Source organism: Terricaulis silvestris (assembly GCF_009792355.1).
GTDB classification, from domain to species: domain Bacteria; phylum Pseudomonadota; class Alphaproteobacteria; order Caulobacterales; family Aquidulcibacteraceae; genus Vitreimonas; species Vitreimonas silvestris.
On record NZ_CP047045.1, the window covers coordinates 3,333,195 to 3,356,991 of the forward strand.

Sequence of the window (23,797 nt, forward strand, 5' to 3'; positions counted from 1 at the left end):
CGCTCCGAGGGCTATTCGCTGGTGACAGAGGCGCGGTTCGACGTTGAACCGCGGATGATTTCGATGGACGGACCGGCCGGCGCGGACGCGGCCCGGGTACGGACTGGGCGAGGCGCCGTGGTGAGTGTGGCGCGTTCGGCTTCCGCACGCAGATCTTGGATACGGATGGTGGTGACGGGCGCGCGGTTGGCCTGGCCGATTTCGTCGGGGCGGCGCAGCGCGAGCGTGAGCGTGCCGATCTGTCCTGCAAGCGCGACCTTCTGGCCACCTTCAGGCGTCACTTCGATGGTGACGGCGCGGGCGACCTGCGGGTCGTTGCTGCTTTCGCTGGCGCTTTGATCGATCGCGAGCACCCGCACATTTGCAATCAGCAGATCGGTGCGCATGGTCGCGCTGTTGTTGCCCTGCCCTTCTTCGCGGGTGAGCAGCACGTCCACGGAATCGCCCGGCAGAACAAAGCCTGCGACGCCGACAACGTCGTTGACGCGAATGGCGACGGCGCGGTGGCCTTCGGCAATCGTGGCGGAAAGGGTGGCGCGGCCGCCGGCGCCGGAAATGCGCGAGGCCAGCACCGGCTCATTCGGCTCGATCGTGCGCAAGGCCACGTGGGTTTCGCCGGTGAGTTGCTGAATTTCGGTGAAAGCGCCCGGGGGCGTCGCGCCGGCGGGCCACGCTTGCAGGCGAAGCATGTCGGGCGTGAGCGTCTGGCCCAGCGCAATGGCGCGATCGGCAACGACCACTCGGGTCGCGTTGTTAGCCGCGGTGCGAGCGTTCTGCAGGTTGAGAATGCCGAACGTTGCAACGCCGCCGAGGAGGATCGCGATCGCAAGAACGATGAGGCCGAGTCTGCGCATGAGCGTTAATTCCGTGTCCCGGTTTGAGACTGTGGGGCGGCCGCGTCAGCGCCCGCCCCACGAGTTGCAAGACGAAAGCCTTAGCAGGTGGCGCCGACGGCGGTGCACAAGCTGGTCCACTGGGTTTGGGCCCAACCGCCAATCCCAAAGACGGCCGCGACGACCAGAACGGTGATGAGGCCGATGAGCAGCGAGTACTCGACCAGCGTCGCGCCCGATTCGTTGCGCTTGAAGCTGTTGAGGGCGACTTGCGCCTTCACGATAAGTTTGTTCATGGTTTCCTCTGACAGTCAGATGTGAACGGCGAAATTGCCGGGGGCGTAATTCCGCCCACACACAATGGTCTAACTGAGCGCGTCAGGCGTGCTGTCACAGAGCGCCGCTCTGCTTTCTTCTTTCTCGATATCGCGCCGCAGCCTCACGCGCCTTGCGTTTCAAGGCGTGTGGTCCGTCGTTTGCATGCAGGGAACTGCCACGCAGCGGTGGAAAGCGGTGATGGTTGCGGTGGGTTTGGTCGCAACGAGCGTTGGTCAAACACGCTTGATCGGCGAGAAGCCGCGGCCATGGCTCTTTTACAACCCTAAGCAGCTCAGCTAATCGCGCGTTCGCTCTCGGAGAGATTATTTTGGCCCTCGTCGATGCAAATCTCGCCCAATGGGAGGGTAAAGGGTGGCGCTGCCCCGTCTGCCGTCGCGCCACGCGCGCACGCGACGGACTTTTGTCGCTTCCCAACAATCCTTTGATCGTTGCGGCGGTGCAGGCGCTTTGTGCAGGCGGACCCCACGCGCGCGCGTCCGAGAGCGGTTGGCGCAAGGATAAATCCGGCGCGCCCTACTACGATTTCTGGAGCGGATCCGGCGGGCGGATCAAAGTCTGGACGGCTTCGGATGACAACGGCGCCGCCTGGAGCGATGTGGCCTCGTACTCTGCGTTGAGTATCGACGTAGCGATCACGTTGCTGTCGGCGCTCGCGTGCGATTCCCTCCGCGCTTCGACCTGCGCGCCGCGGCGCGACGCCGTTTGGCTCGGCGGCTCGGCGGTCATGTACGCAAAACACTATAAGCGCTACGGCGCCGAACGTCTCGAATTCGCACAGTCTGTGGACGTGGAAATCGAGCGCTTGCTGCGCCTTCGGTTCGACGTTCTGAGCTACCCTGGATTCGATCCCGTCAGCCGAACCTGGAAACGGGATGGCATCACGCGTTTTGGCGTCAGTCTGTTCGATCTCGACGAGGATCAGCCGCCGGTCGCCAACGACACCTGTGCTGGCGCAATGCCGCTGCGCCTCGGGGCCTGGGCTGATCATTGGCTGAACGCATCCGGGCCCATGTGGGTCGGTTCCCTGCCCGACGCGCTGCTCAAGCTCGATCACCGCAGCAGCCGCGGCGCCGACGTGCTGGCCAAGAAGCTTGGCCTCTTACTGACGCTAAGCTGGGGCGCGTCGCGCAACAAAAAGCATCAGGATTTCGAGATCAGATCGCTGCTGCGCCGATTGGGCGAGTTGCGATCGCCGGGTGGAATCGACGCGCATTATGGCGGCCGGTTGGCGGATCGGTTTGAGGAAGCGATGCTTCGTCTCAGCGAAGCCGGCCTCTTTCAGCACCACCTCCACGCGGTCGACGCCCAGGCGCGTCGGGCGGAAGGACGTCAGTGGTTCGAGGAATGGCTTGGCGCGAAGTTGACAGTCCAGAGACCCTCCTTCTTGACGCGCGTCGAGCAAATCTAATGGCGGCAGCGCAGTGTCACGATGAGCGTCTGCTTCTGTCATCCGCTTAACTATCAGAGCACGTCCGCTGATGCGCCCGAAGCGGTCGTCCGATTGTGCGAGTATCCGCTGGACTTCGCTGCGGAAGGGATCGGGCATGGCCCCGATGAACGAGGCCATGTCGCACCGCAACAACGCATCGCGCTGACTTAGCGCGCCGCCCCACGCCTGGGCCGCGCACCCCCGCTTTGCCGGGGCTTGCGGTCGTACCGGCGATCAGCCGGCGAAGCAGCGGCGAGAGAGACCCTCGCTGAAAGACGCTAGATGGCGGGCTTTCACTCGGCGTCTCTGACCACCCGTTGCGTGGAATAGCGCCGCGAAGTCCGCCGCTTACGGGGCGCCCACGCCAACGCCGTGGCGCGGTGAAATATGGTTGGTGGTGTGGACAGTCACGAGTGAACCCGTATCTGGTCGAATTCCCTGATAAACAGGGAATTTAGCGAGCAAATGCAGGATATTCGGCAGTTGTGGCGCCAGCAGCGAGTCAAAGGCCCTGAAATGTCCGGCTAAAACGGCAGCGAAGCACGCAATTCAAAACAGGGAATTTCTGCGCGCAAACAGGGAAGCTGCGCCGCAAAACAGGGATCGCTTTTTTCCCCGCGTGACCCCCTCTCGCGAGGGTCGAGGGCGTTGACAGATTCCAGGACTTGAGCATGCTTGGTCCGTCATAGGCGGAACCCGACTTGGCGGCATGGCCGCTCATGTCGCCGTCGTGAAGCAGCTCCGGCGCATGGCCGTCGGCCTGCTTGAAAAGACCCATTCCAACCCATGGCGGAAGGCGTGGCTTTCGGATTGATCCGGAGCTCGCGCGCCTTTGTTTGTGCCCAGCTCCGCCTAAAGGAGCTTTGGGTTTTGACGATACTTGCAATCCTCAACCAGCCGGTTGAGGCGATGCGCCCGCGTTCGACCAACACGCGCACGCACACCGCTAAACAGATCGCGCAGATCGCAGAGTCGATCCGGCGATTCAAATTCACGGTCCCCATCCTAGTGGACGATGAGAATGGCGTGATCGCCGGGCATGGGCGCTTGGCCGCCGCCAAATCGCTTGGCATCGCAGAGGTCCCAACCATCCGCCTGTCAGGAATGAGCGAGGCCGAGATCCGCGCATACGCCATTGCTGATAATCGGATCGCGGAACGGGCCGGTTGGGATCGCGCCCTGCTGGCGCAGGAATTTCGCTATCTCGCCGAACTGGAAATCGATTTTGATTTGACCATCACGGGCTTCGAAACGGCCGAGATCGATATTCTGATCGAAGAACTCAACGCTGCGCCGCCTGGCGAAGATGACATTCCTGGGCCGGCCGCAACCGCCGTGACGCGGCTTGGCGATGTTTGGCAAATTGGCTCTCACCGGCTCATTTGTGGTGACTCAACTCAAGCCGAGACCTATGCGCGCCTACTCGGCGAAGACCGCGCCGACGCAGTCTTCACCGATGTGCCGTACAACGTGAAGGTCGATGGCCACGTTTGCGGCGGCGGCGCCATCAAGCATCGTGAATTTGCAATGGCTTCGGGCGAAATGTCCGAAACGCAATTCACCACATTCTTGACTGATGTGTTCAAGCATTTGGCCGCGTACTCAAAGGCCGGCTCGTTGCACTACCAATGCATCGATTGGCGCCACGTCGGTGAAATGCTGACCGCCGGCAAGGCCGCCTACGGCGAACTCAAGAACATCTGCACTTGGGTCAAGACCAATGCCGGCATGGGATCGCTCTATCGAAGCCAGCACGAGTTTGTATTGGTCTTCAAATCTGGTGATGAAGCGCACACTAACAATATTCAGCTGGGCCGCTTCGGCCGCAACCGCAGCAATGTCTGGAATTACGCGGGTGTAAATTCATTCGGCGCTGCGCGCCAAGATTTGAGTTTGCACCCTACCTGCAAGCCGGTGGCGCTGGTCGCTGACGCCATCCGTGATTGCACGCAGCGCCAAGGCTTGGTCCTAGATGCTTTCGCGGGCTCGGGCACAACACTTGTCGCGGCCGAAAAGACCGGCCGGCGCTGCGCCGCCATAGAACTCGATCCGCTCTATTGCGATGTCATCCTGGCGCGGATGCAGAAACTCTTTGGGCTCCAGGCGCACCTGCAGGCGACCGGCGAGGAATTCTTCGCTGTCCAGGCAAAGCGGGCCGCCGCGTCTGAGGAGGTCCACCCGTGAGCACCGATCGCGACTATGAGGTTGGCTATGGCCGCCCGCCAAAGACCAGCCAATTCAAAAAGGGCCGCTCGGGCAATCCAAGCGGCCGGCCCAAGACCAAAGGCGCAGTCGCTGTTGATCTCGAAGCGATGCTCAATGCGCCGGTCACAACAATTGATCCGACCGGCCGCACGCGGCGCATCTCGCGCAGCGAGGCGCTCCTCCGCAAGCAAGTTGACCGGGCGCTTGGCGGCGATCTGCGCGCGCTCTCCGCCGTCTTCAAGCAGCTCATTAAACATGACGCCCTGAAACTCGGCGAAGAGATTCATGACTACGGCGCCGTCGTTGTGCCCAAGGATATTCCGATGGATCTCGCTCGCATCCTGGTGCCCACGTTCGGCAAGCCGCCTTGGAGCACCAAGGAAATCGTCGAGGCGTCGATCATCTGGGAGAAACAATCGCCTGCCGACGCCGCGCCCTTCATTGCCAAACGCAGAGGCAAACCATGAGCAAAGCATCGCCCCATCGCCGACTATTGCCACGCCGCGGACGCGCCCCCGGCGCTGCCGGGCATAAAGCCCTCGTGCAAAGAATCGCGCGTGAAAAGCGAATGGCAAAGATTGACGGCAAGAGCCAGCGCGTGACCACCGCCGATGCGCTTGTGCTTGTGCTCATCGCGCGCGCGGCCAAGGACGTCAAAGCCTATGAGATGCTGCAGGACCTGCGAGCCAAGCTTGGCGACACTCTCCTAGGCGGCGGCGGTTGTGTGCTCACTCCCGAACCACTGCCAGATGAAGAGTGGATCGCGCGCGAAATGGAGAAGAACAAGTCTCGGGAGCGCCCGGTGCTTCCGCACGAATTGGCCGAGCATGATGAAGCGGAAACGCAAGCAGCTGCTGAGGTCAGTCCCGAAGAGCAAGCATTCGGTGATCTGAAGTTCGGCGACCTCTGAAGCGCTAGCCGCCCTCCTCGCAAGCGTCCTAATCCAGCAATGCGCTCGCCGTGGTCTTAAGCGCCTTCGCCAAGCGCTCCACGATCACGATCGTGGGATTGCGCACTTGTCGTTCGATGCCTGAAATGTAAGTGCGGTCGAGACCGGAGGCGTCTGCCAAATCCTCCTGAGACCAGCCGCGCTCGCTCCGCTCGGCTTTCACGTTGCGCGCCAGTCGACCCCGGATATCCATATCCAGAGAGCGCCGCCTTGGAGACGATCAGACCACGGACGATGAGTCTCATTTTGCTTGACTGCCAGCGGCGGCGGAGCGTTGCTTGCGCATGCTGAATGTGACTTATCGTCTACAGCGCGAAAGATGCGGCATCGCATTCGCCCGGGCGGCGTGCGCATGCCGCTAACGTTCAACCTGTTGCTGTCCAACGCTGGGCTCGACCCCAAAGAGGTGTCCTTGCTCCGCCATCAAGACGGGCGGGCGCGGCGCGGACGCTCAATCTATCAACTTTGGCGCGACGATCGCGCTGTCTTCGAAGACTACCAAAGCCGACAGCGCCGGGGCGTGAAGCTCAAATTCAACCGCCCGCTCTGGGCGAGCTTTGTGGCCGCGCCCAATGGCGAGACATTGTTCGCTGGCCTCTACCGCGTCGGCATCCCACACCCCAGCGAAACGGATTGGCAGGCGCCGCACTCGGGCGAGGTCGTGGCCGCTGGCGCAGATCACGTTTTTCCGTTCGAGCGTTTGAGCGCACTGAGCGAGTTCGTTGGCCTGCTCACCGTAGACTGGGGCGGCGGCACCCGCTCGTGGGTCCAACGCGCAGACCGGCGCGACAAGCCAGTGCTAGAATTGCGCTGTGCGCTCAAAGAACCGGACTTTCCAGGTTATGGAGCGTTCTTCGCGCAATTGTCGGACCTCGAAGCGATGCCGCCTTCATGGACCGTCGCGCTCAGCGCTAGTCGCGGGATCTATCTCCTCACCTGCCCGCGCACGGCAGAACAATATGTCGGAGCGGCTCTTGGCGCAGACGGTTTTCTCGGCCGCTGGCTGGCGTATGCGCGCTCAGGCCACGGCGGCAACGTTGGTTTGAAGATCCGCGACCCGAGCGACTATCGCGTTTCGATTTTGGAAGTCGCAGCATCGAGCGCCAGCACCGAGCACATCCTGGCGATGGAAGCGCTCTGGAAATCCAAGTTGCAAAGCCGCGAGATGGGCCTCAACCGTAATTGAGTCAGCGCGAAGAGAGGCCCGCATTGTTGCGGCGGTCGCGCAACCTTCGCGCCCGCGTAGCTTCCGCTTCCCCCTCGCTACCTGCGCTCGCGCCCAGCTCCCTCAGCGGCCGTCTGGGATCGTGGTCAGCAGCTCGGCCACACGGGCGTCACGGCGCTTGCCGCCGCGCGCCAAGTCAGCCGACGACTTCACATCGAAGGTCGACATCGCGTTGACCATATGAAGCACGCGTCGGTCGAGCACGCCCAGGCCCTGGTGCAAGCTGGAGGCTTGCGCAGGCCCCGCTCCCAACGCGGGGCGGGCATCATCGGGCGCCGAGGCTGCGTGTGCCGTCACAGGATCAGGCTCTCTCAACGCTGAGCGCAGCGGGTCACTCAAGCGCTGAGTCTTTTTCTTCGACGCCCACGCGCTGTTGCGCGACAACCATTCATCGGCAAGCCCGTTGTCATCGCCGCCGCCTGCGCCCATCCAAGCGAACGCTGACTTACCGGGTCCTGGCACGGCAAAAGGCTTGGCGCGCGCACGCTCGTCGGCGGTGCGGCTTGGCCGGTCTTCTGCCGTGGCGGGCATATCGGCGTCATAGACGAGGCTGACATCGGCGGTTTCACCGACGCGGCCGTCGCTTCGCACAAATGTGCCGTAGGCATGAACGATGTTGCCGCCGCTCCGTTGCGCCGGCGCTTCCGTGCGGGTCAGCCCGATCGACGCGATCTCCGCATCCGCGAGCGATCTCAATTCGCCCGCTTCGCTGACGCCATCGCCATTGGCATCTTGCCAGACCAGGAACGTCCCGAACGCCGCGTCGCCCTCGTCGATTTTGCCGCTCAGGTCGGAATCGTAGGCGGCGAGACCTTCAAGGTCTGTCATCGCGCCGGCGAGGTCTTGTTTGAACGATATCTCAAGGCCGTTATTGATGAGACCATCGCCATTGCGGTCGAGGGCCAAGACGCCGTCGCCTGCGCTGAACCAGCCTGTGCGCTCGACATCGCCATCGCCATCGGCGTCGAACCTGGCCTTCGATTGACCGCGCGAAAGCAGCTTCACGCCGTCGCCGTTCAGATCGAACACGATGGGCGGCAAGAGTGCACCTGCGACATCGAAACCAGTTTCTTCGGCGACGAACGCTAGCATGACGTCGCCAACTTCGCCCGAGCTGCCGTCGGCGCGGTAGAACACCGTCCTGCCGATGACGAGATTGTCGTACTCGTTCTCCCGCACCGCGCCCGTCTCTTCGATCGTCAGCGAAATGGATGCGATGCCAACGCTGGTGAGGCTCTGAAGTTCTTCGCTTTGGCTGACGCCGTCTTGATTGAGGTCGCGCCAAATTCTGAAGTCGGCGAAGCGTTCATCACCTCCATCGAAGCGGCCATTCAAATTGGTGTCGAAGGACGAGAGCCCCTCAAGATCGGTCTGGCCGCCGGCGACATCTTCATTGAAGGCGATTTCGCCCCGTTCGGTGATGGCGCCGTCTCCGTTGCGGTCAAGCACCAGGATGCCATCGTCAGCGCCGACCCAGCCGGTGCGCTCGCCTTGGCCGTCGCCGTCCATGTCGAAATAGATCTGTTTGGTGGCGATAGAGGAAAGCTCCAAGCCATCGCCGTCGAGATCCAACACAATCGGCGCAGCCAGACCAAACTCCGCGCCCGCGTGATGGACGGTGTACTGACGCGCCACATTGGCGCTATCGGTGATGGTCAACACCATGTCGAAAGCAGGCGGCGTGGGCACATACTCCTCTGGATCCTCGCCGGAAGCGTCCATATTCCACTTCTGCTGCGTGCCGACGCGATTGACGTCGATGGTGGCGCCGGAGGCGAACGTGACCGATGTGCTGGTGAACGTCGCACTGACGCCGGGCGGTAGGATGACGCTGGTGATGGCGACCGAAGCAATAGTGGTTTGGAACGGCGCATAAGTATCTGGATCGTTGAAGGTGAGCTCGGTCCAGGTGTTATAAATCCCCTTGTACGGGATGTAGACTTCTCTCGGCGTGAAGATGGGCGCGGGCGCCTCGTTCACATTGTTGACGTTGATCGTGATCGTGACCGGCGATGACGCCAGACCTTGGCCCACCGCGCCGCCATCCCACACTCTCGCCGACACCGAGTAGCTCGTCTGCGCTTCCCAATTGAGCGCACCGTGCAGTTTCAATTCGCCGGTCACGGCATTGACCTGGAAGACGCTGGTGTCGCCGCCCGTCAGCTCATATCGGAGCTGCTTGTTGCCGGCATAATCGTCCAAGTCGCTCGCGGCCAGCGTACCAATCGTGGTTTGGCCCGCGCCGGGCATATTTTCGTCCACCGAGAAACTCTGCGCGTTCATGGTGGGCGCGGTGTTGGTCTCGATTACGTTGACGCTAATGTGGCGCACGCTTGGTGAAGCAAGCGCGCCGTCCCAGGCTTCGACATCGACGGAGATGGCGGGCGTCGTTCCATAGTCGAGGGTGGCGACATTGGCTTTGAAGCGAAGCTCATTGCCGACGATCTCGAACCAGGGGCTCGGACCATTCTTGATCCTGAAGCTTGGCGCCGGTCCATTGAGATCGGTTGCTGCAAGCGTGGCCACCACCTGGCCGTTCACGCCACTGTCCTGCACGTTGGTGACAGGCTGAGACACGATTGTGGGCGTCGTCGGCGCGATGGGCTGGGTCGGCGACAAGGTGTCGACGGCGACGGTCTGAATCACTTCGTGACCGGCCGCGTCCGTTATCTTGATCTTGAAACTATCCTCTCCCACCCAATCGGTTGAAGGCGTGTAGGTCCAAGCACCGGTCGCTGCGTTCAAGTTGATCGCGCCATGGTCGGCGGCGTCGAACAGCGTGTAGCCATTGGCTAAGATGTCTTGGTCATGATCGATGGCGCCTGCATTGCCGTTGAGCACCGTGTTCCAAGCCAATTGCAGCGACTGATCGGGCGCCAATGGCGCGACCGGTCCGATGTGCCAAAGCCCGACGGAGAGATTTGCGATCGATTGCGGCATGGAAGCAGGCGCCACCGTCGAGATGGCGGTCATCGCGGTGATGAGCGGTCCGGCGAAAGCTAGGTAGATCGTCCCATCCGACGCTTCGACGCTTTTGATCAGCCCAGGCGAGCTCGAGCCAAAATAGTTTGCGACGGTGATCGAGGACGATGCGGGATCTTCGCCGATGATCCCGATCTTCAAGTCAAAGCCAACGCGTGCGAGCCAGACCTTTGACGCGGGAACGCCCGCAAGCTTGATGGTATTGACGCCCGCCGTATCGGTGATGATGTCTGCGCCATCGCCGGCTTCGAACACATAAACGTCGTCGCCAGCGCCGCCCTGAAGCGCATCGTTGCCGAGGCCGCCGAGCAATTCGTCATTGTCATTGCCGCCTTGGAGCGTGTCGGCGCCCGCCTCGCCCGCGAGCTGGTCGTTTCCGTCGCCGCCTTGCAGAAGATCGATCCCCTCTCCGCCGGCCAAGGTGTCGTCGCCTGTCGATCCCGCGACGGTGTCGTCGCCGTCGCCACCCACGACCATATCGTTGCCGGCGTCGCCATTTAGCGTGTCGTTGCCGGCATCGCCCATAAGGACATCGTCATCATCGCCGCCGCTCACGGTATCAACGCCATCGCCGCCAATAATGTTGTCTGCCCCCGCCTCGCCATAGAGCAGGTCGTTGCCCGCGCCGCCCGCGATGACGTCATCGCCGCCGCGTCCAGAGATGGTGTCGACGCCATCCAAGCCCTGGAGCCGGTTATGACGGGCATCGCCCACGATGGTGTCGTTGAACTGGCTGCCGGTGACGTGCTCGATAGTTGAGTATCCGCCCACGCGAACAATTTTATCGCCGGCCGCGTCGCCGCCAGTGAAGGCAAGACTGCGCGCCGCGTTCGCCGGATCGACGCTGGTCAGATCGATGTTGACCCCTGCGCTCGACGTAACATAGCGGATCGTGTCGCCCCAAGTGCCTTGCGCCGCGCTTAAGGCCACGCCTGCGGTTTGCTCATCGCTGCCGCCATCCAGAAGGTCGGCGCCCGCGCCGCCTTCGAGGACATCGTTACCGTCGCCGCCTTGCAAGGTGTCGTCGCCCGCCGCACCCGACAAAATGTCATCGCCGGCGAGCCCAGCAAGCGTATTGGCCGACGCGTTGCCGAACATGGCGTCGGCGTTGGCGGTTGCGACTTCCGCGCCGGCGCGGACCGTTACCAGATCGATGACAAGGCCATCATCGAGATGGATGGTTTCAACAGCCTTTGCCGCGGTGCTCTGTCCTGAGATCAGAACGGAATCGGTTGCACCGTAGGTGATGCGAAGATCTGCGTTGCTGTTTTCCCGCAGGAACGAGAGCTGTGCCAGCGAAATGCCTGCGCCAAACTCGATTGAGTCCGCCCCGCCCTCGCCCGTGCCCACGATTTCTCGTCCGACCTGGTAGCCGTTGCCGGTGCGCGCAACGCCGTTCTTCCATTGCGCAGCGCTGAACGGCCAGACCGTCGGTGAGGGCTGCGGCATGGCGCCGACACTGTTTCCGTAATATTCGAAGTCGGCGAAGTCATTGGAACGATAGATTTCGACGGTCTGGCCGTTGACGACCTGAGTGACGATGAGCCTGTACCAGGCCCAGGATTTATAAGGCGGCTTCCAATTGCTCTCTTCGTCGACCTCGGTGCCGATCAATTGCCACGACACGGTGTAGCCGCTCGCCAGCACGCCCGCTGCGCTCACGATCTCTTGGGTCGTGATCGCGCCTTCAGCGATGGTATCGGCGCCCGCGCCAATCAAGAATTCGTAGGTGTCGTCGCCGGCGCCGCCACGCAGCAGATCCGCACCCACAAGCCCGCGCAACACGTTAGCGTTTTCGTTGCCGGTTAGCGTGTCGGCGAAGGCCGAACCTTCTAGACCTTCGATGCTGTTATACTTGTCGCCCGCGGCCTCGCCATTACCGGCTTGGAGCGGGCCTAGGGTTGTAATGACAGCCGCGGTTGAGTTGGCGTAGGACGCGAGATCAATGCCCGCGCCGCCGAACAATTGATCGGCGAGCAAGCCGCCATTCAGAATGTCAGAGCCGTCTCCCCCATAGATGACGTCGGCGCCGTCTCCGCCTTTGATGGTGTCGTGATCGTTGCCGCCATAGAGGATGTCAGCGCCGCCCGCGCCGTCCATGATGTCGTCGCCGTCGCTGCCGGTCATCCAGTCGACGCCGGTCCCGCCGGCCGTGGTGTCGGCGATCCCCGTGCCTGCGCCGATCGACCAGGAGGTGGTCACAACCGTTCCGATTTCGGTGAAGACGAATTTCTCGATCGATGCGATCGCGCCCGCGGCGAACCAATCCTTGATCAGGATGCGGTCGTCTACGTTTTCAAACGGTGTGACGTCGCTGTCGTTTTCGCGGATCGCGATGTCGAGGTCGTTGCCGACGCGGCGGAATTCCAGATGTTGAATGTCGATGCCGAAACCGAACTCTAGCGTGTCGGTCCCGCTATTGGCCGCAATCGCGCCGCTGACGGCGCCGACTTGGCGCTTCAGCGTGTTCGTCGACTGAACCCAATCGTAGCGCCCAAGCCATTCCGAGCCGTCGAAATAGACGACACCGCCCTTGGTCACGGTGCCATTGGACTGCAGCGCATAACCGTTGACGTAGACGCCGTTCTGGAAAACCGTTTCCCAGTTGTTGACGTATTCATCGATCAGCGTGTCGGCCCCATCACCGCGATTATAGCGCACAACATCGTTGCCGGCGCCTGTGACGACGAGGTCGGCGCCTTTGCCGCCTGCGATGATGTCGGAATCGGCGCCGCCATAGACTTGATCGTCGCCCGTATCGCCGAACACGGTGTCGAGGCCCGTACCGCCGGTGACGATATCGTCGCCGCTGCCGCCCGCGACCATGTCGCTATCGCCGTCGCCCGAGATGAAGTCAGAGCCGGAGCCGCCAAAACCGAAATCGTCGCCGGCCAGAGTGTAAACAGTGTCGTCGCCAGCGCCCGCCACCACGAAGTCGGCGCCGGAGGTGCCGATGATGACGTCGTTGCCGCCGGTGCCGACGGTAAAGCTCGAGAGGTCACCGATCCTGATATCTTCGCCGTCGGCGAAGCGGAACCACTCCACCCGGCGGGTCTGATTGAACCAATCCTTGATGACGAGTTCGTCGCCCGTCAGCGTCATCACGCCATTCACTTCGACCTGAAGCTGAACGATGAGATCATTGCCCGGCGCCTGCGCCGTCCCCGAGCGCTTCAAGACGATATTAGTAATGTCCATGCCCGGCGCAAACACGATGGCATCTTCGCCGCCGCGAACATCGCCATTTTGTACATAATCGCCGCCGCCCGCCCAGTTTCGCGCTTGAGTGCCGGCCGCGAATGCGGCCATGCGCGCTGCAAACGAGTCGGTCCCACCCGGTCCGCCTGCAGGATCGCTCTCGTCGAAAATGACATCCTTGCCGTAGCCCAGACCAAACACGTATTGGTCCGAACCCGCTCCGCCCAGAATGGCCGCGAGCCCCACGCCTGCGCGATCGTCTCCTGCTCCACCATTTAGGATATCACCGCCCGCGCCGCCGACGAGCCGGTCAACACCATCACCGCCGTTCAGCCAATCGGAGCCTGTTCCGCCATAGATGAGGTCGTCTCCGCCGCCGCCCTCGAGATAATTGCCGTTGCCGCTGTCTATCGCGATAGCAGCGCTTTCAGTCACGTTTCCATCGCTAACGGCGCCCGCAAAGAGTTTGTCGGCGCCTTCGCCGCCGAACATCCAATCGTCGAGCGCGCCGCCGATCAACACATCGCCCCCGTCGCCGCCGATGAGATCGTTGCCCTGATCGCCAGCGCGGATCGTGTCATTGCCGGCACCGCCATCGATGACCGCCGCGATTCGAATAGCGTGAGCGCCCGGTGTTGCAACTTCACCATTGAGTTGGTGAGCGCTCGTCAACGTGATCGACCCGTTGGCGACGGTCAGCGTATCGGCATTTGAGGTTCCTCGAATCCAATCCTTCGAGCCGCTGTCGATCGTATCGCCAAGGACGCCGATGACCGCACCATCCCCGTCGATGAAGCCGAACAGGCGTTCGCGTGTCTCGGGATCGAGCTCAAGCAAGACATTCGACGGCGCAAACGCAACGCCGTCGAGTTTGGCGTCAAACGATTCATCGAAGAACGCGGCCCAGCCCCCCAACCAATCGCTCTTCCAACGCCGGTCAATGCCCAATTCCTGGGCCTGCGCCAGAGTAATAAGCCAGGTCGCGGCGAAACCGCTTGTCGCTTGCGCCGCCATCAGCGAATTCACGAACGCGGAATTGGTCAGATAATTCGCGAAGTCTTGGGCGACCGCAATGTTGCCCAACAAGGTCTCGGCTTCAAAATCGCCCGCCGAATAAGCGGAATTGTTGTCGGGATTGCCGTTTGCTTCTTTGACCGTCGCCATTACGGCGCGCTTGACATAGACGTTGCCGCCGATCAGCCGTTCAGACAAATCGGCAAGCGCGATGAACGTGCCGTGGTTGATGATCTTCTGTGCGTCTTTGGAGCTATAGGCATAATTGCCCGACGCGCTTGCCTTATAGATGAACTTCGAACCCTTGGTGTCGTAAGCGCCCGTTTGCACGCCCGCGACATCGGTGACGCGCGCACCGGTTGAGGCGATGACCGCGTTCAACACTTCGCCAACTTGGCTGGCGATGGCGCGAACGCTGTCCTTCGATCCGCCGTTCTTGGACCAGACGCGTCCTACCGCAAAACGCCCGTCGTGTTCGTTCCATCCCAGCGCCGCGCCCGATTTCGGCGTGCCGCCAAAGAGCGAACCGATGAGCCCGCCCAACAGGTAGCCGACGAAAGCGCCGATGAAGGCGCCAACCGGTCCGCCAACACTCAAGCCGATCTTCATGAGCGCGTCGGCACCGTACAAGGTGCCGATCGCCGAGCCGACCGCCGCCCCGATTTGACCACCTATGCTTTCGAACTGAACGAGTTCGGCAGCGAGCTTCGCGCCCAAGAACCCGCCCATCAGATTGGCGGGATTGACCTCGGCTAGACTGGTGAAGTCTCCGGTCAGGATCTGCGGCAGGTGGGTGATGACTTGGGTGAGATACGCCGCGTGATGGGTTTGCAGCCAATCGCCGTAAAGCGTGCCTTCGAGCCCCATGGCGTCGATCAGATCGGCAACCAGGATCGAAGAGATGACGCCGGCGGCGCTGTTTTGCAGGTTCTGGATGAATTCGTTGGAGAAGCCTTCAAAGGGCCCGCTGAGTTTGTCCGCGACCGCCGCGGGCACGCCGGCCAAAGCTTCGCCGTCGTCTATGAGTTGGCCGAGGTTGAGCCCAATGGTGCCGATCAGCGTGCCTGCGAGCGTCGCGGTCCAGATGTCGTCGGTCGGAATGAGCCGCGCGAGGTTGGAGCCGAAAATGCTGCCGATCTGCGCGAACGATATATTGAGTTCGGGGCCTGTTGCGATCTCGGCTGATTCCGGGGCGCCCTCTGACGCCGTCGCCGAGCGTTGGGTGGTGACGCTGCCGTCGCCATTGGTGATTTCAACGACTTCGATGGTCCAATTGTGTCCAGGCGCGCTGGCGGGCGCGTTCGAGACCGTCCGCCAATCCTTGCCGTCGGCGGAATAGAGCGGCAGGCGAACAACGATGTCCTTGGTATTGTCGTTTGGCGCCCAGGCTCGATAGACTTTGTAGCTTGCGGCCTTGCCGTTCATCACGCCGTCGAATTTGAGCACATGGCCGCCGTCGGGAAGCGTCAGCTCGGAGATGAGCGTTAGATCATCGAGCGCGTCATCGTTCACTTCGACGACAGGATCGACGAGAGTGTTCGTTGCGGTGTCGAGCGTGTAGGCCGTGGTGTGGACGCCGTCGGACGCCGTCAACAAAATCGTACCTTCGCTGTTGCGTTCGAGCGTCAGTTGAACCGATCCGCCACGGCCGTCGGGCATATCCACAACGAGCGGCCCGTCGGCTTCGTCCACCATGGCTTGGAGCCGCATCGTCGTGCGGTATTCGGGCGGGATCTGGTTTAGCAGGTCCGCTGGCGCGTTGCCTTGCAGCACGGCGCTTTTCGCCATCACGTAGGCGAGTTCGGGCGCCGCCTGAAGCGATGCATAAAGCGTTCGCTCGCGCTCATAAGCCGAGATCAAGTCTTGGCTGGCGCCGGGCGGGGGCGGCGTCGGTTCTTCAGCGGCGGCGGCCGCTGTTCCGAGCGCGCCAAACAAAGCAACGGCGGCCACGATTTCTGGGAAGAAGATAATGCCGCCCACCACAAGAACGCCAAGCACGACAGCGCCGCCTACGATCCCAACCGTTGAGGCCCAACCTTCGGAATCTTCGTCGGCCGGACGCGGACGCGGCGCGCCGAGCGGCGCGCGGCCCGTCATCGCGTCGTCGAAAATGGTGACTGTTGCGCCAGCGCCGCCGCTGGGGGGCAAGCAAAGATCTTGAACCGCCGCCAGTTGGGTCAAGATGTCGGCGAGGAACAACAACTGGAAGCCGCCGCCATCGGCTGGGACCAGCCTCGAGGCCCAGGCTTCGACGGCGATGCCGTTGATTGTGACATTGCCCTTGCTGACCAGGATCGGCAATTCGACCATGGAGAAGGTTCGCGACGGCAGAGCCCCTTCTACGAACGCGATCACCTCGCCCTCGGCGGCCATCGCGAACTTTGTCGACGCAGCTCTCCAAACTGCGTCGGCTTCCGCGCGGGTCAGCAAACCACGGATCACGAGCGCGTCGGCTTCCCCGCCGATAGCGCCGACGCCGGTGTCGTGGATGCTGTAATATTGGTTAGGGTAGGAGTTGACGCAATTGAGCGCGAGATTCTGATTTGCGCCGTTGCCGCCTGAATAGAACACCGCGGTGCGCCCGGCCACAGACGCCGAGGCCGTTTGAATGCGGACGAGGAGATCGCTCAGAACTGACATCGCCTCGCCCCCTAATTTTGTACGACAACACGCGAGAGCGCGAAGTCACGCCGCCCGGACGAGAGCGTTCTGTTCAAGACTGTGACGCCATCGATGACGTCGGCTCTTATCTGGGCCAGCCGATTGGCGGGGACGGATGATGCGAGCGCCAATAATGCGCCATCAAAGATGAAGACGACTTCCGCGGGATTGATGACGTTCGGATTGCCGCGCTCGAGGAGACGAAAATCGAACTGACAGAGCGGCGATTGATAGCGATACGATGTTACGCGCTCGGGCCCGTCCGTACGCGCATGCAGATGAGTGATTTTCGAGCCATCATCGGCGGTCGCCGTCCAACCGGTTACGGCGCTGGGACCTGGATCCAAGACTTGCCAAACACGTTGCGTCACGAGCTTCCCCTTCATGGCCAATGTCATCGCTCTCTCCCCGCTTCTTCGACGCGCCGTTGCAGCGGTGAGAGCAGAAATTCGATAATGCGCCGCCGTCCGGTGCGGATTTCCGCGGTCGCGGCCAACCCGGCGCTGAGCGGCGTCGCGCGTCCGCCGACATTAATCGAGAATTGCTGAAGCTCAACGCGCGCTGGAAATACGAGGCCAAGCTCTTCGTCCTGCACCGCGTCTCGGCTCAAGAACGTCAAGCGTCCTTCGACAACGCCGTAACGTGTGAACGGAAAGGCTTCGAGCTTAACGCGCACCGGCTGGCCTTCGCGCACGAAGCCGACATCCCGGTTCAAAACCATGGCGTCGACCACGAGCGTCGAGCCCTCCGGCACGATGACAAGCAGCGCATCCGCCGGGCGCACCACCGCGCCCACGGTGTGCACCTGCAATTGCTGCACGATGCCGGCCGCGGGCGCGCGCAACAACGTGCGGCGGTTCTGTTCGGCGGCGATATTGGACTCTTCTTGCCGGAGCCGCGCGGTGGCGTCGGCTTCATTGAACGCGTCGAGCGCTTCGCGCCGGAACTGGGCGTCGAGGCTGGCAAGCTGGGTCGCTGCTGCGCCTTCGGCTGCAGCCGCGCGCCTCAGCTCGGCACCGCGGATGACGCGGTCCTGGCGCATGCCGATCGTGCGTTCCTCGACCTCGGCGACCCGTAAGCGCGGCGCAAAGCCCCGCGCTTCAAGGTCGCGGTACGACTGCAGCTGCTGCTCGGCCAGCGGCAATTGCTGCTCGATGCGCTCGATGTCGGCCGCCACCATGGCGCGGTCGGCGGCGCGCTGACTGCGCTCTTGGGCGAGGCCTACGCGCCTAGCGCTATGTTCAGCAATGCGCGCACTCACGATGGCGTCTTGGGTGGCCCGCGTCGCGTCGTCGAGACCTGCGGGCCACTCGACGGCGGCGCGCCGCCCATTGGCGTGATCGAGGAGCGCGCCCGCGCGTGCTCGATCGATTTGGGCCACCAACAGCGCTTCATGCGCGCGCTCGAGTTCGGCCGCGGAGACGGTTGGATCCATTTCGATCAGCGGATCGCCTTCGGCGACGCGCTGACCGTCGTGGACATAGACTGCGCGCACGACGCCGGAATCGGGCGCTTGGATAGTCTTGATGCGCCCGTCTGGGATGACGCGACCTTGGGCCACGGCGACGACGTCGATCTGGCCGAAGCACGCCCAAGCGAGCGCAAGCGATAAGAACGCCATGATGACCCAAAGCACGATCCGCCCCAGCGGATTGGGCGGGGTCTCCAACACCTCGAGTGCAGCAGGCAAGAATGCGGTATTGTCATTGGCGCGCTCGACCCGCTCGACGTCGCGCGCAGCCTTCAAGCTCTCCCGCAAGACGTTGACATGGCGCATGAGACCCATGGACCCCTCCTCACGCCGTCATGGGCTTTAGGCCCATCTGTTTGCTGTAGAGCTGCGCATAGCGGCCGTTCTTGGCCATCAGCTCTTCGTGGCTTCCCATCTCGGTTAGCCGTCCCCGTTCCAATGTGACGATGCGGTCTGCGCCTCTAACCGCCGACAAACGGTGCGCGATAATGATGACGGTACGGCTTTCAGCGATCGCGGCCAGATTGGTTTGGATGATCTCTTCGCTTTCGGCGTCGAGCGCCGAAGTCGCTTCATCGAGGATCAGAATCTTGGGATCAATCGCAAGCGCGCGCGCGATGGCGATGCGCTGGCGCTGGCCACCGGAGAGATTGCCGCCGCGTTCGTCAATATGCGTGTCGTAGGCTTCCGGTAGCTCCAAGATGAATTCGTGCGCGCCGGCGAGCTTGGCGGCCTCCACGACTTTTTCCATCGGCAGTGCTGGGTCGGCGAGCGCGATGTTTTCGCGGACAGTGCGGTTGAAGAGAAGGTTCTCCTGCAGGACCACGCCGACTTGGCGGCGGAGCCAAGCCGGATCGACCATGGCGAGATCGACGCCGTCGACCAGGACGCGTCCGCGCTCGGGCGTCTGCAGGCGCTGCACCAGTTTGGTGAGCGTCGATTTGCCTGATCCAGAGGGTCCCACAATGCCCAGCATCTCGCCCGGCGCGATCTGAAGATCGATGCCGCGCAACACTTCTTGCGTATCGGGTCGATAGCGAAAGCTCACGCCTTCAAAACTGACGCCGCCTTTGATCTCTGGAAGGCTTGCACGCGAGGCCGACATGATGGGCTCAGTTGGCGAGTTTAGAATATCGCCTAGGCGATCGACCGCGATCCGGGCTTGCTGGAAGTCCTGCGCCAATTGAGCAAGACGCAGGATCGGCCCCGCAACTTGGCCCGCCAGCATGTTGAACGCGACGAGTTCGCCGACCGTCAACTTGCCCTCGATGACGAGTTTTGCGCCAAAGAACAGAAGCGCCACCGTGCCAAGCTTTTGAATGAGTTCGATCGCCTGACGGCCCCAATTGGCGAGCATTGCGGCCTTGAAGCCCGATTGAATGTAACCCGCGAGCTGGCGCTCCCAGCGCTGCTGCATCTGCGGTTCGACCGCGGCCGCCTTGATGGTCTCGATGCCGGTTACGCTCTCGACCAAGAATGATTGGTTTTCGGCGCCGCGCGCGAACTTGTCGTCGAGTTGACGGCGCAGCATGGGCGCCACGAGCCATAAGACGCCCGCATAGAGCGGCAGCGTGATCAAAACGATCAGCAGGAGCCACGGGCTATAAACGAACATGACGGCGAGGAAGACGATGGCAAAAAAGATATCGAGCACCACCGTCAGCGCCGACGACGTCAAAAATTCGCGGATGGTTTCCAATTCGCGGACCCGCGCGACGGAATCGCCGACGCGCCGGGCTTGGAAATATGCCATCGGCAGGTGCGTCAGATGTGAGAAAAGCCGCCCGCTCAATTCGGCGTCGACGCGGCTGGTGGTGTGACTGAAGAGATAGGTGCGCAAGCCCCCCATAACGACGTCGAAGATCGAGACGCACAGGAATCCGATCGCCAACACTTCAAGTGTGGTGATGCCGTTGTGGACCAGCACCTTGTCGATGACGATCTGGAAGAAGATCGGGCTGATGAGCGCCAGGATCTGGATGAAGAAGGACGCCACGAGCACGTCGCGGAGCAAATGGCGGTACTTGACCAGCGACGGAATAAACCAGGTGACGTCAAAGGCCCGGGCAACGCCTGCCACCCGCTCCCGCGTCGTCATCAAGAGCAGTTTGCCGGAATAGTTCGCCGCCAGCGTCGCGATCGGCACCGCTTGAGGCTTGTCAGCCTCATGATTGAAGACGAGCGCCTTCTCCGCGGTCGCCTGCAAGATGAGATAGAAATGTCCATCCGGCGACGAGGCGATCGCCGGTAGCGGCTGGCGATGAAGCTTTGTGGCCGCCACGCTCACTTCGCGCGCGCGCACATCCAATTGTTTGGCGAGGCGTAATAGGTCGGACCCGTCGAGTGCAGCCCCACCCTTGCCAGCGGCGTGACGCAATTGATCGGGATCTGCCGGCTTTTGCAAAAAGCTCAGCATCAGGACGAAGGCTTGGAGCGCCGTGTCTCCGCCAACGTCCGTTTCCGAACGTGATCCACCCACCTCTTCCACGCCGGCATCCCCTCGCCGCACGCAACCGATTAAAAAATCGAGCGCCTCACCCCTCAACCGCACAGCGAGTGTTCCGGACCGCGCCCGCGACAGGAAGAGTGTGAGGCGGCTAAAGCTGTGGAAAATTCGACTTGGCGCCATCGCAACGCAGCGGACTGCGAAACCGCGAACGTGCTTGTCGCAAAACCTTCATTCCCAATACCGTAGATGAGGTATCTCCGCTCGCCGCGAGTACGCGGCAGCGATCACAGCTCCTTTATGCGCAGCCGCGCAGTCTAACAGCAGGTCGCGGCCTGTCGGCCAACGCGCCAACGCTACGCGCAAGCTAGTTCGGCTTGGCGCCGGGCGCCGCAGGTCCGGTCTGCAGATGACTAGCCATGTGAACCTTGTCGCGTCGGCCGGTCTTCGGATCGGTGCGATGGAGGTTGAAGGCGGTTTCGCGGAAAGGACCTTGAATGAGGTCCATCAGCATGGCTTCGGAAAGTTTGTTTTGCGGTGTCGCGAACGGCGAGATCAACTCCACGAGCCAGACGCGTTCGCCTGAACGCCATTCGCCGGCGTCTAGCCGTTCGCCGCGTTCGAGCTTGGCCTCGGCCGTTTCCGAAAGCTTGGCCCAGATCGCAACGCCCAGCGGCATCTGTTCAAGGCCTTCCTTGGTCAGCCCCACTTTGGCGAATTCGGCGGGATCCAAGTTTTCACTTCCAGGCAGCGGACCGAAGCGGAACAGCCGGAACTGCTCATGGAGAATCGGCGGCATGAACGCCCACTCGAGATCCTTGATCTTGAGCTCACGATGGATCGGAGACTGGGAGAGAACCCAGGTAATCTGCCCCAGCGCCTCGGCAATTGTGCGCGGCGTTCCCGGCGCGGGCTGTTTTGTGCTTTCGCTCATGCCTTCGAACATCTCCCAACGCGGTCCTACGATAAATCCGCGGGCTGCAAAGATCGCGCGCGGCGATCCGGCGCGCAAGGTGGACCGTGTCCACGCCTTCCGCGCCGGCGGTTCCCGCCGCATCGACGCCCAGCCGGCATCAGAGCCGGGTTACAAGGAGAAGCTGAGGCGCTGCTCGGCAGAAAAGCGTGGGGCCATCTTCGGCTGACGCGGCCTTTGCAATCCTTCTTGATGTTTGGCATGGGCCCGCTCTCGAGCGAGTTATATTAGCCACCGCATGCTCAGCGGTCGGCTCGGTCCTGCACCTTAGTGACATTGGCGGCGGGCCGAGAATGGTCGCTGTCAGGGCTCTTGCCGCATCTACCTTCCGCAAAGAAGGCGCTGATCCGAAGGCGGCCTGGGTTCGCTGGTTGAACCTTATGTCCAAGCTAGAGACAGACGCAGCATCAAACGAAAGTTGATACGAATTTGCAGTGCGTTGCGCGCCGCGCCAACTCTATTTTCGATCTTTGATGCGGAGCTTCTCGTCGGCGGCCAGCGAGCGGGCGATCTGCAACAGCAACCGGCGCCCTTCGGCATTTAATTTTCCCATCACTGCGCCGATGTCTTGGGCTTGGGGATCGTCTAGCCAAATCTCGCGCGAGCCGGTCTTACTCTCTCTCGGATAGAGCGCCTCCACGCCGACCCCGAGCGCGCGCGCGATTTCCATCAAGGTGCTGGCGGCAACGCGATTGACGCCCTTCTCATACTTTTGCACCTGCTGGAACGAGACCCCGATCGCCGCGGCCAAGGCCTCCTGGCTCGTGCCGGTCTCCAGCCGAAGCGCACGAATACGCGCGCCGATGTGACGATCCGCGCCGGAAGCCGCTCGCGGATCAGTTTTCTGGTCTTTCGCCATGCTTTATCCCCGCGCGTCGTCGCCAGTTTCGAGCGAGAGCAGCGCCGATAAAAGCAACTTCACGGTGCAGTGGGCCGCTGACCTTATGGTGTGGAGGCGTGTGGCAAGGCACGGGACTGGCGCGTTCCGCGCGCTCTAATCACCGGACACGACTAACGCTTGCGTTTGATCTCGCCCGCCGTGATCGCGTCTTCGAATTCGTCAGGCTGGATGAACTCCTCGCGAAACCAGGGATTGGCCGCCGGATCGAAGACACGCCGCAGCCACTCGATGGTTTCGCGGAGCCTCGGCAATTGCCCGCGCTCGCGGTCGTAGACGAGCCAGAACCGGACACGCGCCAATTCGCCGCCGACCTCGAGGCAGACCAGACGTTCATCGACGCGGGCCACATAAGTCGGCATCGACGATATCCCGCCGCCGCTCGCGGTGGTCTCGACCAGTGCCGGGCCGCAATCGGTGCGCACCGCGTAATCGAGAATTTCCTGCAGCGGCTGTTGCTTTGGCTTCCAGCCGGCTTGAGCGATATAGGCGGTATGCATCAACATGCGGTGCTGAAACGCCTCGCCAATATCTTGCGGGCCGCCATAGAGGTCGAGATAGCTCCTGGAGGCGAAGGCGACATGGTGCACCCACCCCAAGCCGATCGCGACATCCTCCATGCGTTTGGTCTCATGAAACTGGATCGTGATGTCGCTGACCGGTTCGCCGTCGCCAGCCTTCGATTTCAACACGAGCTGAATGCTTGGATGCACGCGGTGTAGATTGGCGACGGCTGGCGCAATAAAATAGGTCAAGAGCGCATCCGGGCACGAGATCGTCACCTCTCCCGCCGGCGCGTGATCGCGCATCGCCACTTCCTGCCTGATCTGCTTGACCGAGCGCGCCATCGCAACGGCCTGCTGGGCGACAAACCGCCCCTCCTCGGTCAGCTGGATCCCGCCGGTTGACCGGAGCGCAAGTGTTGCGCCCAACCGGCGCTCAAGTTCGATTAGGCGCTTCGATACCGTAGGCTGCGTGGTGCGAAGCCGCTTTGCCGCCTTGTTGAGGCTCTTCTCTTCGGCGACCGCCAAGAAGAAATTTAAGTCGTCCCAATCGAGGTCCTGACTGGCAGGGACCGGCTTATCGTCATTTCGAATACCCATGCTTCGAAACTAGCTGAATGTGCGCCGCGCACGATCGCGCAGACTTGCCCCGTCAGAAATTTGGCACGGGG

At 62.1% G+C, this 23,797-nt stretch carries 16 protein-coding genes; 5 read left to right on the plus strand and 11 right to left on the minus strand.

Annotated features, from left to right (window positions below; all coding sequences use genetic code 11):
* Positions 1 to 11: 11 nt before the first annotated feature.
* Together cpaB and DSM104635_RS17065 are read right to left on the minus strand one after the other, a co-directional pair.
* Positions 12 to 854, minus strand: a complete 843-nt coding sequence (gene cpaB / locus DSM104635_RS17060; RefSeq protein ID WP_158767373.1) for a Flp pilus assembly protein CpaB — start codon at positions 852 to 854, stop codon at positions 12 to 14.
* Between the two features lie 80 nt (positions 855 to 934).
* On the minus strand, positions 935 to 1,129 hold the full coding sequence (locus DSM104635_RS17065) for a Flp family type IVb pilin (protein WP_158767374.1): 195 nt from the start codon (positions 1,127 to 1,129) through the stop codon (positions 935 to 937).
* A 350-nt stretch (positions 1,130 to 1,479) separates the two neighbouring features.
* Here DSM104635_RS17065 and DSM104635_RS17070 point away from each other — a divergent pair, with 350 nt between their 5' ends.
* The gene (locus DSM104635_RS17070; RefSeq protein WP_158767375.1) at positions 1,480 to 2,580 is read left to right on the plus strand and encodes a hypothetical protein; all 1,101 of its coding nucleotides are present in this window, start codon (positions 1,480 to 1,482) and stop codon (positions 2,578 to 2,580) included.
* 523 nt (positions 2,581 to 3,103) lie between these two features.
* On the opposite strand, the gene DSM104635_RS17075 is transcribed toward DSM104635_RS17070, so the two are convergent.
* On the minus strand, positions 3,104 to 3,379 hold the full coding sequence (locus DSM104635_RS17075; protein ID WP_158767376.1) for a hypothetical protein: 276 nt from the start codon (positions 3,377 to 3,379) through the stop codon (positions 3,104 to 3,106).
* 92 nt (positions 3,380 to 3,471) lie between these two features.
* Between DSM104635_RS17075 and DSM104635_RS17080 the strand changes: the two genes are divergently transcribed.
* From DSM104635_RS17080 to DSM104635_RS17090, 3 genes are all read left to right on the plus strand, one after another.
* Entirely contained in the window at positions 3,472 to 4,785 is a 1,314-nt protein-coding gene (locus DSM104635_RS17080; protein WP_228445737.1) for a site-specific DNA-methyltransferase, read from the plus strand.
* A complete protein-coding gene (locus DSM104635_RS17085; protein ID WP_158767377.1) occupies positions 4,782 to 5,273 on the plus strand; it encodes a DUF5681 domain-containing protein in 492 nt (163 codons plus the stop codon). Before DSM104635_RS17080 ends, DSM104635_RS17085 begins: the two co-directional genes overlap by 4 nt.
* Positions 5,274 to 5,374: 101 nt before the next feature.
* Positions 5,375 to 5,716 (plus strand): hypothetical protein, encoded by a 342-nt coding sequence (locus tag DSM104635_RS17090; RefSeq protein WP_158767378.1) that lies wholly within the window; start codon positions 5,375 to 5,377, stop codon positions 5,714 to 5,716.
* 28 nt (positions 5,717 to 5,744) lie between these two features.
* Here the strand turns inward: DSM104635_RS17090 and DSM104635_RS17095 are convergent, their stop codons facing one another.
* Positions 5,745 to 5,948: a helix-turn-helix domain-containing protein gene (locus DSM104635_RS17095; protein ID WP_158767379.1), complete on the minus strand. Its 204-nt coding sequence runs from the start codon at positions 5,946 to 5,948 to the stop codon at positions 5,745 to 5,747.
* Positions 5,949 to 6,074: 126 nt separating this feature from the next.
* Here DSM104635_RS17095 and DSM104635_RS17100 point away from each other — a divergent pair, with 126 nt between their 5' ends.
* Positions 6,075 to 6,941 (plus strand): GIY-YIG nuclease family protein, encoded by an 867-nt coding sequence (locus tag DSM104635_RS17100; RefSeq protein ID WP_228445738.1) that lies wholly within the window; start codon positions 6,075 to 6,077, stop codon positions 6,939 to 6,941.
* A gap of 102 nt (positions 6,942 to 7,043) precedes the next feature.
* Here the strand turns inward: DSM104635_RS17100 and DSM104635_RS17105 are convergent, their stop codons facing one another.
* The 7 genes from DSM104635_RS17105 to DSM104635_RS17135 all read right to left on the minus strand — a co-directional run bounded on the left by DSM104635_RS17105 (position 7,044) and on the right by DSM104635_RS17135 (position 23,726).
* The gene (locus DSM104635_RS17105) at positions 7,044 to 16,814 is read right to left on the minus strand and encodes an SPM autocatalytic domain-containing protein (protein ID WP_158767380.1); all 9,771 of its coding nucleotides are present in this window, start codon (positions 16,812 to 16,814) and stop codon (positions 7,044 to 7,046) included.
* Positions 16,815 to 16,825: 11 nt separating this feature from the next.
* Positions 16,826 to 17,233 (minus strand): hypothetical protein, encoded by a 408-nt coding sequence (locus tag DSM104635_RS17110; protein ID WP_228445739.1) that lies wholly within the window; start codon positions 17,231 to 17,233, stop codon positions 16,826 to 16,828.
* On the minus strand, positions 17,230 to 18,621 hold the full coding sequence (locus tag DSM104635_RS17115) for an HlyD family type I secretion periplasmic adaptor subunit (RefSeq protein WP_158767382.1): 1,392 nt from the start codon (positions 18,619 to 18,621) through the stop codon (positions 17,230 to 17,232). The genes DSM104635_RS17110 and DSM104635_RS17115 overlap by 4 nt, the downstream gene beginning before the upstream one ends.
* A 10-nt stretch (positions 18,622 to 18,631) precedes the next feature.
* Entirely contained in the window at positions 18,632 to 20,794 is a 2,163-nt protein-coding gene (locus tag DSM104635_RS17120; RefSeq protein ID WP_228445740.1) for a type I secretion system permease/ATPase, read from the minus strand.
* Positions 20,795 to 21,119: 325 nt separating this feature from the next.
* Positions 21,120 to 21,686 carry a toxin-activating lysine-acyltransferase gene (locus DSM104635_RS17125; RefSeq protein WP_228445741.1) on the minus strand — a complete coding sequence of 189 codons (567 nt, stop codon included), beginning with the start codon at positions 21,684 to 21,686 and terminating at the stop codon, positions 21,120 to 21,122.
* Positions 21,687 to 22,182: 496 nt separating this feature from the next.
* Entirely contained in the window at positions 22,183 to 22,476 is a 294-nt protein-coding gene (locus DSM104635_RS17130; protein WP_407703497.1) for a helix-turn-helix domain-containing protein, read from the minus strand.
* Between the two features lie 260 nt (positions 22,477 to 22,736).
* A complete protein-coding gene (locus DSM104635_RS17135; RefSeq protein WP_158767386.1) occupies positions 22,737 to 23,726 on the minus strand; it encodes a LysR family transcriptional regulator in 990 nt (329 codons plus the stop codon).
* Between the last annotated feature and the right edge of the window lie 71 nt (positions 23,727 to 23,797).